Below are 14,411 nucleotides of genomic sequence, written 5' to 3' on the forward strand. Positions count from 1 at the left end.
CCGGGCAGCGGGGCGATCGAGCCGCTCAAACCATGCCGCACCAGCATTAGTAATCTTCGTATTCCGGTTCCCGTTGCCGCACCTTCTCGGGAATCTCCAGCTTGGGTGCGCGGTAGCCCGGTTCCTCATCAGTCCAAGCATCGGAATCTACGTTGTCATCGTAGCGATCGTAGACTTCCTCATAGTCATACTCATCTTCCCGCACATACTCGCGATCCCGTTCGCGGCGCGGGGGCTGGTCGCTCCAGTTATCGTCCTCGTCGTAATCCTGGCGGCGTTGTTGGCCATAGCGCGGGGCCGGCTCTTCCCAGGTTTCCTCTTCCCAAGCTTCCTCTTCGTAGCGGCGCTCGGCTCGGGTTTCGGTGCGAATTTCTGGGCGGGCTTCGGTGCGCAACCCGGAGGCTAGCTGGTTGCCGGGGGCAGCGGTGGGAGTAAAGTACAGATCCTCTTCATCCCGTTCCCAGGGAGGGCTGCTGAGGCCCAAGCGCTCCAGGACACCAACGCTGAGTTGAATCAGGCGGGCTTCGGCCCCTTCAAACACAATCAGTCGATCGGGGCCCGTGCTGACCACTTCTTCGATCGGGAGTTCATAGGTGCTGATCACCTGTTCGGGCACTTGGGGCAAACCGATCGAGGCAATGACGATCGAGACCAGCTTGCCATCCTCCACATCAAACTTGAACCCGCGCACCTTCCCCAGCAGTTCACCGGTTTCGGTGATCACCTCACAACCAATCAAGGTGTTGTAGGCATCCGCTTCAATGTAGTCCTCGATTGCTCGATCGTCCTCCACCAGAATCACATCACCAATTTGGCTGATGCTATCCAGGTTCATGAAGCGCGGCATCGCCGAAACGGCGAGGATATTGTCCTTTACGCCAAAGCCAATAATCTCCTGGCGATCAATATCGACCCAAACCTGGCTGATGATGCCCAGGCGCTTGCCGGTGTTTCGGGTAATGATTTGCGTTCCAAGCAGGTCAGAGCGCTGGCGAATCGATTCAGAGGTCATTGACTGCAAAGGGGGATGGATTGCAATAGATCCGAAGTCGGGATGCTTGTCGATAGTAAAGCATAGGTTGACGGATTGAGGGCGGGCGGCTGGTGGTGTCGATTGCCGAACGCGATTGATTTAGACCTAACTAGCTCGGCAAGTCTATTTCCGTGGGTCACGTCATCCGTGGGTCAAGTCAAATGACTGTTACCGTGACCCGATCGTCAGGTAATAGGGGGCTGACAACAAGGGGCTGAGTCGCTCGTAGGGTGGGCACTGCCCACCGAACCGTTGCTTCATGGCATTTGCGATATGGCGTGCCAATTATTTTAGGTAAAGGCTGTATCTGGTGAATATGTAAAGGCTGTATCTGGTCAATATTTGGCAGATGTTTTATGTATAGAAATTAATAATTGTACTAATTTCACTAAAACTCAAATTTCTAGGGACATAATGATCAATCATTGCTGATCATATCCCTAGGGCATCACGCTGATCATGAGTGATCCATACCCCCGTCCCCAGGAACCGGTATCCCATACGCCGCCCCAAGATTCCGATCGATGGCATAGCCTGCGCGACCATTTGCAGCAAGTGGCTCGCCTAACCGCACAATTTGCCGCCCCCCTGGGAGCCGATCGCTTAGGTTACTACGCTGGTCTTTGGCATGACCTGGGCAAATATAACCCTAAGTTTCAGGACTATCTCTACCACTGTCACCAGGCAACCCGGCACGGACAAAATAGCCCAGCGCCCAAGTCTGTTCCTCACGCAGTCCACGGCGCAAAGTTAGCAGAGCAGCAACTTCCCGGCGAGCTGGGCTGCAAACTGGCCATGATCATTTTTGGTCATCATGCCGGTATTCCTAACTTGGCGGATATGGATAGCAAGCTAGCCGGTAACCATAGAGCCAAAACTGAACAGGCCTATCAAGCGGTCTTGCGGGAAGCGGAAAAAACCGATATTGAATTGGAGCCAGATCAGGACTTAACTGATTATGCTCCGGCAGAAACCGATGATTGTTACCAACAGGAAGTTTTTTGGCGGTTTCTGTTTTCTTGCTTGGTTGATGCGGACTATTTGGATACGGAGCAGCACTTTAAGCCCACAGAATCGAGCCAGCGCCACTTGGGAATCACAATCGCCCAATTGCAATCGACCTTTGAGCGTGCCTATGCCCAAAAAGTCCTGAAACCCTTAAAAAATCCCCAATCTCCCCTCAATTGCCTTCGAGCTGAAATCTATCAACTTTGTCAGCAAGCGGCGAAACAACCGCCGGGTGTGTTTCGGCTCTGTGTCCCTACGGGTGGCGGCAAGACTCTGAGCGGCCTGCGGTTTGCCCTTGACCATGCGGTGGCCCATGGGCGATCGCGTGTCATCTTTGCTGTGCCCTACACCAGCATCATTGAACAGACCGTTAATGTCTATCGCGATTTGTTTCAAGCTGAACTGGGCCCCGAGGCGGTTTTGGAACACCACAGCGCTGTTTGGCAAGAAGCACCTTCCAAAAACGAAAACGAATCCGTAATGCGTGGTGACGATCGCGCCGAGGATGCTCGCCAGGCCTTTGCTCGGGCCCGGTTAATTGCCCAAAACTGGGATGCTCCCTTGGTTGTGACCACAACGGTGCAACTGTTCGATAGTTTGTTTGCCAATCGGCCGAGTCGTTGCCGCAAATTACACAACCTAATCAACAGCGTGATTGTGCTGGATGAGGTGCAAACCCTCCCGATCGGGCTGTTGGATCCGATTCTTTGTGTGCTGCGTGAGTTGGTCACCCGCTATGGCGTGACGGTGGTGCTTTGCACGGCCACCCAACCCGCCCTCGCCGGTCAAAATGGCTATCTTCAAGGATTTGCCACCGACCAAGTGCGGGATATTGTGCCCCCGGAACTGGCCAAAGCTCATTTTCAACAGTTGCAACGGGTGAACTATGTTGTGCCGCCGAAATCTTGGTCTTGGGCGGATTTGGTGACGGATTTGCAAAACCGGCGGGCAAACCAAGCACTCATCATTTTGAATACGCGCCGCAACGCTTTGGATGTCGTGGCTGCGTTGCAAGGCGCTGGCTGGCCCCGCGAGGCGCTCTTTCACCTCTCCACCTTGCTTTGTGGGGCCCATCGTCGCCAGGTGTTAGCCCAAGTGCGCGATCGCCTGCGGGCAGGGCTGCCTTGCTTGCTGGTGGCTACTCAAGTGGTGGAGGCGGGGGTGGATATTGATTTTCCGCTGGTCTATCGGGCTGAGGGGCCGCTCGATCGCGTTGTGCAAGCGGCCGGCCGCTGCAACCGAGAGGGCAATCTTTGTGATCAGTCAGGCGAGCCAATTTTGGGACAAGTGGTGATTTTCTCTCCCCAAGAGGGCCGGTTACCTAGTGGCAGCTACGAAACCGCCGTTGGTACGGCTAATCTCTATCTTCAGACTGATCGCGTGAATCAAACCTTACACGACCCCAAAACCTTTGAGCAGTACTTTCAGGAGTTGTACCAAACGGTTGGGCGCGATCGGGGTCAAAAGATCCAGAACAGCCGAGAAAGTTGGAGCTATGCCGAAGTAGCCGAGCAATTTTCGTTGATGAAAGATGAGACCGTGCCCGTGGTGGTTCAGTACGATGATCGCGCCAACAACCTGATTCAAAAAATTGAGCGCTCCGGTTCCCTAAACAGGGGCGATCGCGATGCGCTCCAGCCCTACATGGTGAACCTGCGCTTCTACGAGTTCAACCAATCAGCCCATTGCCGCCGTGAGGTTGTTCCTGGGCTGTGGTTTTGGAAAGGGGGCTACGATCGGCAACTTTACGGAATTGAGATCAATGGCCAACCTATCCAATACGACCCAGCCGATCTCATTCCCGAAATTTCTAATCAGTAGAGCCGGAGGAATAGCGTAATGTATAAGTCGAAGCGTCAGAAGCTTTATCTGGCGAGGATTGAAACTTACTCTGTTCCGTTTAGGATTTTGCGGGCGGTTCATCCGCCCCTCAGCATTCATTCTTACTGTGTTCTGTTTAAATGTGCTACTGTGTGATCGTACTCGATCAGCACAGGAGTGCTATGCCGTGAACCAACAGCTCAACATCTTAGAAGTTCGCCCCCTCAGCACGATCCTTCACGAGATTTACAAAACCAGCAGAAGCCCAGCCCTGCGATTCGCAATCAAAACCGGTGTGCAGTGCTTGGAGTCAACTTTGCAAATGGCGGCCAAGTCGGAATGTGCAACCATCCGCGACTCAGCCGAAGAGTTACGGCGAATTTGGTGATTCGGAAGTGGTGAGTTGCCTTCGCAATCAATTGGATTACAGGGCAACTCAAGCCGTTAGTTCAGTATTTTTACTGAGACAAAATCCATGGGAAATTCATTGAGGGTGAAATTTACCGCGCCCTATGCTTGCTTTACACGCCCTGAGTTCAAAGTAGAACGCATTTCCTATGATGTGCCCACCCCAAGTGCAATGCGGGGAGCCTGCGAAGCCATTTTCTGGAAGCCAGAAATGCGCTACAAAATTCGCGAAATTCATGTTTTGAAGCCCATCAAATACTTTTCAATCTGGCGCAATGAGGTGAATAGTCGCCAAGTATTTGCCACTGCCCAAGGTTGGGCCAAAAAAGGCGAAGGATCCTATTTTGCCGATGACGATCGGGCCCAAAGGCACACCCTTTGTTTGCAAGATGTGGCCTATGTGGTTGATTTGGATATTGAAGTTTTGCCCCATGCGGCCGCTGATGTGGCCAAATATCGCGATCAGTTCCAGAGGCGAATTGAACGAGGCCAGTGTCACCATCAACCCTATTTGGGAACGAGGGAATTTTCAGCATTCTTTGAGAAGCCAAATCCCGATCACCCTGCTGATTGTGCAGATCCCAGTCTCAATCGTGAACTGGGTTTGATGTTGTATGACGTGGAATTCCAAGAGCAGCCGAAGGGGCCGGTTAGCTATCGCAAACGAGATCAATCGGGCGATCGAATCGTTACGGCTCAGGCTCGTCCTCGTTTTTTTCGGGCTTCCTTAACACGAGGTGTACTGACCATTCCTGAACAACCCTTATCCTAGGAGGCGCTTATGCTTCTGAGCGAGTTGGCCAAGCTGGCAACCCGAATTGATGAAACACCATCAATGTATGGTTTTTCGCCAGTCAGTTGGCTGATTGAAATTGATCAACAAGGAAGACCGATCGGAACAAGCCTGATGACTCCAATGGTCGAGGAGTCACGAAAGGGGAAAAAACGAGGCAAGAAAATTATTGTTCCCCACATTGGCCGCACAGTAGGCATTCAGCCAAAGCTGTTGGCAGATACGGGGGAGTATGTCCTGGGAGCCGCCCGATCGACCTCTAAGCCAGAGCGTGTTGCCGAATGCCATCAACAGTTCAAAGATCTAGTTGCCAACTGTTTTAGTGCAACTCAAGAACCCGCTGTAGAAGCCATTTTGAAATTTTTGGAAAGTTGGGATCCCGTTCAACAGCGATCGCAATTTGCACCCAATTTGCAGCTTCCTTCTGAGTTTGATGCCAGTGAAGTTGTCACCTTTCGAGTTCATTTTTCCGATGCCCCCGCACTCATTCCCGCAGAGAACAAGGCGAATCTAGAAAAAGTTCAACAATTTTGGGCTGCTTACACATCTGGTGAAACAGCATCAGATAGACAAGAACGTCCCATGGGTTGGTGTTTGGTAACCGGAACCTATGGCCCATTGGAACAACGATTACCTTTTTTCATTAAAGGTCTTCCCAATGGACAACCTTCAGGAACAGCTTTGGTTTCTGCAAATTCCGTTGCCTTTGAATCCTTCGGGCTGGCAAATTCCCTGACTTCTCCCATTTCACGGCCAGCAGCGGAAGGATTTGCTAAGGCGCTGAATGCCCTTATTGCCAGTGAAAACGACAGTCTTCGCATTGGGGATAGTGTCTATGTTTGGTGGGTGCAACAGGGTGCTGAAGCAGTTGATTTGAAGATCTTGGGCAAGCCGCGTGATCCATTGAATTCAAAAAGAATTCAGAATCTACTGAAATCACCAATAACTGCTCAGAAAACCAGCGAGAAGACAAGTGCAGCCCTCGCTCAACGTTTTTTCGCAATTGCGCTCACTGCCAACAATGCCAGAGCGGTCATTCGTAGCTGGATTGATGTGACGATCGAGTCAGTCAATCACAACCTGAAAATTTGGTTTCAGGGGCAAAAAATTGACTCACTCTATGAGGAAAATCGCGAATTCTTTGGACTCTATGAATTAGCTGCTTGTGCTTATCGCGAGCCAAAGGACATGTTGTCCCGAACTCCAACAGCGCTGTTTTTGGCAGCTATTGAAGGGCGGCCATTGCCTGCTGACTTGCTCGATCGCCTCCTGCGTCGAATCCGAGTCGAAGGGGGCAGCATCACCCACACAAGGGCTGCTTTGCTCAAGCTAATTCTGACCTTGGAAGGAAAAATCAACATGAATGAGCCTCAAAATGCGATGGAAAGCCTAACTCGCAATCCGCAATTTCAAGATGAGCAATTGGGCGATCGCCTCGCCTACCATGCTGGTCGTCTGTTGGCGCAAGTTGACAGGATTCAGTATGCCGCCTTGGGCAAAGTTAATGCCCCGATCGCCGATCGATACTATGGCTCCATGTCCATCAGCCCTTGCTATCTTCTGGGAAAAATTATTGGCAAAGCTCAAGCCAATCTATCCAAACTTCGCAAGGAAAAACCAGGTCAGCACAACCGGTTTCAAGAGGAGTTGGAGGAAATTCTTAGCAAAATTCCCGATCGCGACCTGCCCAACTTGCCCAGTCGTCTTTCAATGCAGCAGCAAGCTATTTTCGCCATTGGCTATTACCACCAACAAGCACACAACCGCCAGCAAATTCGCGATCGGGCTGCTAATTTCTCTTAGCCAAGCCTATTGCTAGCGCCCAGTCATGCTGTTTGCTTGATCACTTGAATTAATTTTCTGGAGCTTAATCATGTCTGCAATTCACACTAATGCTCAGCGTCGTCATGATTTTGTGCTGTTGTTTGATGTGTTGGATGGAAATCCCAACGGCGATCCAGATGGTGGCAATCTTCCACGGGTTGATATGGAAACCATGCATGGTTTGGTGACGGATGTTTGCTTAAAACGCAAGATTCGCAACTGGATTGCTACCTATGGCGATCTGATGGCAGAAAATAGTGAAGAAGCAAGGCGGCTTAAGCTTTTTGTCAAGCATCATAGCGTTTTGAATGACCAAATTCGCGAAGCTTATCAAGAGCTGGGGTTGTCAGTAGGGAACTCAGTCTCTTGTCCTGTGAAAAATTTGGAACAACTCCAAATTCTGCGCAATCTTGAGTCACCATTGCCAGATGAGTTTCACTTTGAAGATTCCGATGACGATAACCCCGAAAACATCACTTCTGTGTTGAAGTATGATGGAACCTTGCTCAAAAAAGAGTGGAATGATCAGAAACAACTCCTCAAGGATTCCTTGGCTGGCTGGAATAAAATCAGTCCTCTTCTAGAGGCTTTGGTGAAGCAAGCAGGGGAACCTAACAAGAACCGAGATCATGCCAAACAAGCTAGAGATTGGATGTGCGCCAACTTCTTTGATGTGCGAATGTTTGGAGCAGTGATGAGCAGCGGACTGAATGCTGGTCAGGTTCGTGGTCCCATGCAATTAACTTTTTCTCGGTCAATTGATCCAGTTTTTCCAGAAGATTTGGCAATCACGCGAATGGCAGTTACCAATGCCAAAGATCGTGAAAAGCTACAAACGATCGGGCGCAAAACCAAAATCTCTTACGGTCTATATCGAGGCTATGGCTTCTTTTCGGCTCCTTTGGCCAAGCAAACCGGTGTGACCGATCGGGACTTGGAACTGTTTTGGGAAGCGGTTCAAGGAATGTTTGAAGTGGTGGATCGATCGGCTAGTCGCGGGCTAATGGCTGTGCGTGGGTTATATATCTTTTCCCATGAAAATCCATTGGGTAATGCACCAGCCCACAAATTGTTCGATCGCATTTCGGTGCAAAAGCGTCCTGAGGTCGATACACCGCGATCGTTCGATCACTACGTCATTGAACTAGACGAAACAAATTGGCCCCAAGGAGTCATCCTAACCAAGTTGATTGAAGGCTAGTTGGGCCTCCGCAGCGCCCGGCCCCCGGGCTGGGCGAGGATTGAAACCAATCGAATCTTTGGGGGATTCGGGATATTGCGAATGGCAGCGCCCGGCCCCCGGGCTGGGCGAGGATTGAAACAGTGCTGCATCGTATTCCAAGACATCTTTGAAGCGCAGCGCCCGGCCCCCGGGCTGGGCGAGGATTGAAACCCGGCCACATAGGCGACTTCGGGCAGCTCGAACCGCAGCGCCCGGCCCCCGGGCTGGGCGAGGATTGAAACAATTCGTAGCGCACTTTGGGTTGGATACTACGCCTGCAGCGCCCGGCCCCCGGGCTGGGCGAGGATTGAAACGCCGGTAAACCAAAACCGTCGTTCCCCAACGGTAGGCAGCGCCCGGCCCCCGGGCTGGGCGAGGGTTGAAACGATCTTGGTTCCCCGGCTCCAAATCCCCAACCGCTGGCGCAGCGCCCGGCCCCCGGGCTGGGCGAGGATTGAAACAGATACCCCGGCACGTTTTCCAGTGTGATAAATCGCAGCGCCCGGCCCCCGGGCTGGGCGAGGATTGAAACATGATCAATTGGTAGATGAGATCCGCGATCGTCCGGCAGCGCCCGGCCCCCGGGCTGGGCGAGGATTGAAACACCCAGGCGAACGCCAACCAACCGAGAGACATCACGCAGCGCCCGGCCCCCGGGCTGGGCGAGGATTGAAACAGCACCCGTGACTACGACACCAACGCCTTCCAAGCAGCGCCCGGCCCCCGGGCTGGGCGAGGATTGAAACACGAGCACGTTGCTTGCTGATTGCATAATTACCAGCAGCGCCCGGCCCCCGGGCTGGGCGAGGATTGAAACGATCAATCGAATCCCACCAGGCCTCATCGATGCGAGGCAGCGCCCGGCCCCCGGGCTGGGCGAGGATTGAAACAGTTTCCGCCCTAGGGCCCCATTGAGGATCCGGGTGCAGCGCCCGGCCCCCGGGCTGGGCGAGGATTGAAACAAACGCCGTCGGGACGAGGATCTCCGCCTTTGCTGCAGCGCCCGGCCCCCGGGCTGGGCGAGGATTGAAACATAGCTCAAATCGATCGCTCGCGATAACTCAATCGCAGCGCCCGGCCCCCGGGCTGGGCGAGGATTGAAACACCCGATCGGCTAACTTTTGCTGATTGGATTGCTCGATGCAGCGCCCGGCCCCCGGGCTGGGCGAGGATTGAAACATTTATCAACCATCTCTCAGGCCAATAGATTAGGCAGCGCCCGGCCCCCGGGCTGGGCGAGGATTGAAACCCGTAGTAGATCTGTTCTCCACCCATGTAAACCCGGTGCAGCGCCCGGCCCCCGGGCTGGGCGAGGATTGAAACTTGGTTCAGCATGGCGCTTCTGCGTCGAAATCAGGGCAGCGCCCGGCCCCCGGGCTGGGCGAGGATTGAAACTCCTTCCTGACCTCAAGGCTGTAGACGCGAACCATCGCAGCGCCCGGCCCCCGGGCTGGGCGAGGATTGAAACTCGGCAAGGAGTCGCATCGCCAAGAGGTGGAGCGATAGCAGCGCCCGGCCCCCGGGCTGGGCGAGGATTGAAACCGGCAACGTCCCCCTCTGACTCCCGGATCCTGATCAACGCAGCGCCCGGCCCCCGGGCTGGGCGAGGATTGAAACTTGATACCCTCGATCGCGCCTTGGATGGTCAACCGCAGCGCCCGGCCCCCGGGCTGGGCGAGGATTGAAACAGGATTAGCCCGGAATTTCAGGCATTTTGCCGTCGTGCAGCGCCCGGCCCCCGGGCTGGGCGAGGATTGAAACCACCAGGGTTTGATCCACCCATCCGCTCGCCAGGATAGCAGCGCCCGGCCCCCGGGCTGGGCGAGGATTGAAACAGCTCGGCCGCAACCGAAGCGATGTCATTGCCCTCGCAGCGCCCGGCCCCCGGGCTGGGCGAGGATTGAAACTCGAATCAGCCACCCGTGATTTTCATTATCGACGAATTGCAGCGCCCGGCCCCCGGGCTGGGCGAGGATTGAAACGTCGTCGTTTGTATTGCATTCTTCGGGTTCTAGTACGCAGCGCCCGGCCCCCGGGCTGGGCGAGGATTGAAACAGTGCGTGAGTTGCTGGAGGGCTACCTGCTGACAGACGGGCAGCGCCCGGCCCCCGGGCTGGGCGAGGATTAATAGTCGCTCTATTAATCAGCTCTAAAACCGGATTTAGAGCTGCAAAGTCGGCTTTAGATTCTCTTTATGAGTTAGCTCCTAGGTTTGAACTGGGCTAAAAACCGGCATTTCGATTAGTTCAAGCTCATGGTGATCAGCCCCTGTTGCCCCAGCAGCACTTCACGCAACAGGCTCACCAACCCAACCCAAATGATCGGGCTGATGTCCACGCCGCCGATCGGGGGGACGATCGCGCGGGTCACCTTCAAAAAGGGTTCCGTCGGAGCCACTGCCAACTTAAAGGGCAACTTTTGGGCATCCACCTGGGGATACCAAGTCAGCACGATTCGGACAATGAACAACAAAATGAACAGACCCAACAGCAGGCTCAGGGCCCACGATCCAATCACAACGGTACTCATGCCGAACTTAGGGTAGAAATTGAGAAGGGCGAGCGATCGGCCTCGGGGGGATGGCTAGCGCAAAATCTGGCTCAGAGGGCAGCGCCCGGCCCAGATGCCACCCAACCCCGCTCGGAGATATCAGCCGCAGCACGGATGATCGTAAAGCTTGACGGATCATTCTGGGAAATTCTCAATTCCGCTGGGGCGACAGAGCGTCGATCGGGCGATAAAATACAACCCTAGAGCCAATTGTGCGTTTTCAATCCGAGGATAACTATGACTGCTTCTTTGGCGAATTTCCTGTGGAGCCTGCTCTTGGGAGCCGTAATTGTGGTGCTGCCGATTACCGTTGGCTTGATCGTCATCAGCCAGAACGACAAGGTAAAACGCACTTTCTAAGGTTGCTTGTCGTGCCGCTCAGCCCCTGCGGTTGGGATAGCCTCGGCGCGATCGCCCGCAAAGGACGGCGGTTCCGGTAACCCCATCGGAGCCGCCGTTCGTCGTTAGAATAAACCCGTAACGTTCTTGAGGGACGATGGTTAACGTTGGCTTTAGCTGGGGCAGCCTCATCGGCATCATCCTCGCGGTGGCGGGCGCTGCACTCTATTTCATTCGATCGTACAAGCCAGGACTGGCCCGCGATTACGACATCTTTTTCGCGGCGGTGGGTCTGCTGTGCGGTGGCATTCTGTTTTTTAATAGCTGGCGGCTGGATCCGATTCTGCAATTCAGCCAATTCCTCTTGGCAGGGTCAGCCATCTTTTTCGCTTACGAAAGTATTCGGCTGCGGAACGTGACCACGGAGCAGGCCAAGCGCACTGCGCCCCTGGTGGATGACGATCGGCCCGTGAGTCGGGTGTATCGGGCGGAGCTGGATGACATGGAGCCGATCGAGCGCCAGCCCTACAATCGCCGGATTCGGGGCAGCGACGACAGCCGCGACAGCCGCGCCGCCGAGGAATATGGCAAGGAATATGGCAGCCGACCGCGCGATGGCCGTGAAGTCCGCGACAGCCGCGATAGTCGCGATGGTGGGTATGATGCGCCGCCGCGCCGCCGACCGCCGACCCAACGCCCCCCGCGCGATGACCGCGATTCCTTTGGCGGCCCCAGTGCCGGAGCCAGCCCCGATGGTGGTGGTGTTCCTCGCAAGCGTCGGCCCGCCCAGCGCCCGCCCAACCGCCCCGAAACGGGAGCCGATTGGAGCGAGCCGCCCGTGAGCCGATCGAGCCGTCGCCCCGCTGCTGACTCCACGCGAGTTGACTCCACAAGAGTTGACCCCACCCGATCGGAGGAATCTTGGGGGGAAGATCGCTGGGAGCAGCCCGATCGATCCCCTCGCAGTCGGCGCGATCGACCCAGCGGCCCCGAGAATCGCGCTCCCACGCGCAAGCGTCGTTCTGGCACGGCTCCCTTGGCCGATGAGCCACCGGTCAGCCGCACCAACTACGTTGACGAGCCGCCCGCCCGCAAAAGCAGCTACAGCGATGGCTATGCCGCAGAGGTGGAACCCGCCGATAGCTACGTGTCCTATCAACCGATCGACCCGGAACCCACCGAAGAAGATTGGGATCGCTACGCCGACCAGGCAAGCAGTCGTCCGCCCCTGGATTTGAGTCCCAAGGACGAAGAAGGTGATGGCTCCCTGGGCAGCAGCCGTGACTCGGAAGCCCGTTTTTCCGACGGTAATGGCAGCGATCGCTACGAAGACGACTTCGATCGCCCCGTTAAGTTTGAACGCTAACCTCCAGCGAAACTTCCCCTAAACGCCCTTGTCCGTTTTGCGATCGTCCCTCAGATTGGGTCAACGGGCCCTAAGCCGGAGCGCGGTTGTTCTCAGCACAGCCGCGCTCCTGGTTGCTTGTGGCAACGGAGCCAACCTCAACATTCCCCTCACCCTCAATTCCCGCCATGCCGATGAGCAGCCCAGTCTTAGCGGCGATGGGCGGATGTTGGCCTTTGTTTCCAACCGAGGGGGCAACCGCCAGATTTTGCTATTTGACTTGCAGCAGCGCCGCTTCATTGAGCTGCCTCGGTTAAACCGCCGAGACGCGATCGCCGAGCAACCCAGCCTCAGCCAAACCGGCCGCTATTTGGTTTACCTGGCCAGCGACTACGCCCGCCCAGAAGTTGAGCTATACGATCGGGCAACGGGCCAGGTTCAAGTGCTCACCCAGGGCTATCGCGGTTGGGTGCGATCGCCCCGCATCAGTCCCGATGGTCGCTTTATTGTGTTTGAAAGCGGGGCTCGGGGCCAGTGGGATATTGAAGTGCTCGATCGGGGAACCAACATCGAACTGGATTTGCCAGAAGGACAACCCCAACCCAGCACGGAACCCTAGCACTTCTCAGTTCTCAACCCTACAGGCTGGGGGCTGAGATTCTGGCTAAAGATTTTGGCTAAAGATTCTGGCTAAAGATTCTGGTCAAAGTTTTGGATTGAAGATCCTGGTTGAAGAGTTGGATTGAAGATTCTGGTTGAAAATTTGGAGAGAAACGCTTGGGTGAAGCTCTGGGCTGAAATGGGTTTCTAGGCCCGGGTTTGCTGGCGTTGAATTTCGTACAACAGGAGCGCCGCCGTCACTGACACATTCAGGGACTCAACCCCCGGCGCAAGGGGAATGCGCACAGCCGTATCCGCCTCAGCAATTAGCTCCGGAGAAAGACCCGCGCCCTCGTTGCCCAACAGCACCATCACAGGCGATCGCAAATCCGCCTCCCAATAGCTGAGGTTGGCTGTGGGTACTGTGGCCACAATCTTGAAGCCCTGTTGCTTCAGGTCACGCACAGTCGATCGCAAATCTTCCGCCACCTGCATCGGCATTCGGAACCACTGACCCGCCGTGGAGCGCAACACCTTGGGATGATCCAGATCAACGCTGTCGTCACTTAACCAAATTTGGTCACAACTGGCCGCCGCCGCCGCCCGCACGATCGTGCCCAGGTTCCCCGGATCCTGAAGCCGTTCCAAGCCCAAGGCAATTTGGAGCGATCGCTGAGGGGCGATCGGGCAACGTTGGGCCACCGCCACCACCCCGTCCGGGTTCACTGTGGTGGCAATCGCTTGGAGCACTGGCTCGGCCACCAGCTCGATCGGGGCATGGGCCGCCGCCCGCGCAAAATCCGCCGGATATTTCTCTTGCCAAGTGGGTGTGCAACAAACAAAATCGAGGGAATAATCCACTGCAATTGCTTCTTGCAACAGATGAGTTCCCTCGATTAAGAATTGATTTTCTTCGCGTCTTCCCTTGGCTTGATGAAGCTTTTTAAGCTGCTTAACTAGTGGGTTTTTGACGCTTGTAATCATGTTGGCGTTTAAGATGCGGAACCCGGGACTTGAACCCGGAAGTCCTTGCGAACACAAGAACCTGAATCTTGCGCGTCTACCAATTCCGCCAGTTCCGCTTGCGCGGAATTAATATTAGCACTTTCAGTCTGGAGCGCAACCCCTTTTAGAAGTTTTTTTTGGATTTTTTTGAGCAGCATTGAAAAAGTGGGTTCCATGGCGATCGGATCGCCAGCGATCGCCCATGATCTTTGCTCCCGCTCCAGTACCCCTCAGACGCTAGTTAACCCCCTCCGAGGAGCATTGGCTCAGGTAATCGACCCGCCCCGTCCGATCGCCCTGACGGGGGTGCAGCTTGCCGGGAAAGTGCCAAAACCGGAATTGGCTGATCGCCCCCCATGCGTGGGTTTCGGGATCTGGAGAACATTGCCAGGGAAGTTGAGTTGTGTAGAATCTAAACGAAATTTGCATTCTCGCAACATTTCAGCTTGGCGCGCGTTTTTGG

Annotated in this window: 10 protein-coding genes, 1 tRNA gene, 1 pseudogene and 1 CRISPR repeat array; of the genes and pseudogenes, 8 read left to right on the forward strand and 4 right to left on the reverse strand. The window is 54.9% G+C overall.

Annotated features, from left to right (window positions below):
• Positions 1-46 precede the first annotated feature (46 nt).
• On the reverse strand, positions 47-1,012 hold the full coding sequence (locus ACZA91_RS15715) for a PRC-barrel domain-containing protein (protein WP_190530218.1): 966 nt from the start codon (positions 1,010-1,012) through the stop codon (positions 47-49).
• Between the two features lie 480 nt (positions 1,013-1,492).
• On the opposite strand from ACZA91_RS15715, the gene ACZA91_RS15720 reads away from it, so the two are divergent.
• The 5 genes from ACZA91_RS15720 to cas7c all read left to right on the forward strand — a co-directional run bounded on the left by ACZA91_RS15720 (position 1,493) and on the right by cas7c (position 8,088).
• Positions 1,493-3,862 (forward strand): CRISPR-associated endonuclease Cas3'', encoded by a 2,370-nt coding sequence (locus ACZA91_RS15720; protein WP_463183290.1) that lies wholly within the window; start codon positions 1,493-1,495, stop codon positions 3,860-3,862.
• A gap of 187 nt (positions 3,863-4,049) precedes the next feature.
• Entirely contained in the window at positions 4,050-4,250 is a 201-nt protein-coding gene (locus ACZA91_RS15725) for a hypothetical protein (protein ID WP_190528861.1), read from the forward strand.
• An 87-nt stretch (positions 4,251-4,337) separates the two neighbouring features.
• Positions 4,338-5,042 (forward strand): type I-C CRISPR-associated protein Cas5c, encoded by a 705-nt coding sequence (cas5c, locus tag ACZA91_RS15730; RefSeq protein WP_463183293.1) that lies wholly within the window; start codon positions 4,338-4,340, stop codon positions 5,040-5,042.
• A 9-nt stretch (positions 5,043-5,051) separates the two neighbouring features.
• Positions 5,052-6,866, forward strand: coding sequence for a type I-C CRISPR-associated protein Cas8c/Csd1 (cas8c, locus tag ACZA91_RS15735; protein WP_463183294.1), 1,815 nt, complete (start codon positions 5,052-5,054; stop codon positions 6,864-6,866).
• Between the two features lie 70 nt (positions 6,867-6,936).
• Positions 6,937-8,088, forward strand: a complete 1,152-nt coding sequence (cas7c, locus tag ACZA91_RS15740; protein ID WP_463183296.1) for a type I-C CRISPR-associated protein Cas7/Csd2 — start codon at positions 6,937-6,939, stop codon at positions 8,086-8,088.
• A 10-nt stretch (positions 8,089-8,098) separates the two neighbouring features.
• Positions 8,099-10,240: direct repeats of the CRISPR family, unit length 37 nt; unit sequence GCAGCGCCCGGCCCCCGGGCTGGGCGAGGATTGAAAC.
• 110 nt (positions 10,241-10,350) lie between these two features.
• Here the strand turns inward: cas7c and ACZA91_RS15745 are convergent.
• Positions 10,351-10,638, reverse strand: a complete 288-nt coding sequence (locus ACZA91_RS15745) for a YggT family protein (protein WP_099533166.1) — start codon at positions 10,636-10,638, stop codon at positions 10,351-10,353.
• A 258-nt stretch (positions 10,639-10,896) separates the two neighbouring features.
• Here ACZA91_RS15745 and psbX point away from each other — a divergent pair, with 258 nt between their 5' ends.
• From psbX to ACZA91_RS15760, 3 genes and pseudogenes are all read left to right on the forward strand, one after another.
• Positions 10,897-11,019 carry a photosystem II reaction center X protein gene (gene psbX, locus ACZA91_RS15750; protein ID WP_099533165.1) on the forward strand — a complete coding sequence of 41 codons (123 nt, stop codon included), beginning with the start codon at positions 10,897-10,899 and terminating at the stop codon, positions 11,017-11,019.
• 136 nt (positions 11,020-11,155) lie between these two features.
• Positions 11,156-11,746, forward strand: a pseudogene (locus tag ACZA91_RS15755) (Ycf66 family protein); the annotation flags it as partial.
• Between the two features lie 646 nt (positions 11,747-12,392).
• Complete coding sequence (locus tag ACZA91_RS15760) at positions 12,393-12,962, forward strand: TolB family protein (protein ID WP_463183300.1); 570 nt, start codon at positions 12,393-12,395, stop codon at positions 12,960-12,962.
• A gap of 188 nt (positions 12,963-13,150) precedes the next feature.
• Here the strand turns inward: ACZA91_RS15760 and ACZA91_RS15765 are convergent, their stop codons facing one another.
• Both ACZA91_RS15765 and ACZA91_RS15770 read right to left on the reverse strand, forming a co-directional pair.
• Entirely contained in the window at positions 13,151-13,927 is a 777-nt protein-coding gene (locus tag ACZA91_RS15765; protein WP_463183303.1) for a TrmH family RNA methyltransferase, read from the reverse strand.
• A gap of 14 nt (positions 13,928-13,941) precedes the next feature.
• A tRNA-Leu gene (locus ACZA91_RS15770) sits at positions 13,942-14,025 on the reverse strand.
• Positions 14,026-14,411 lie beyond the last annotated feature (386 nt).

This window comes from Limnothrix sp. CMB-01 (assembly GCF_055193175.1).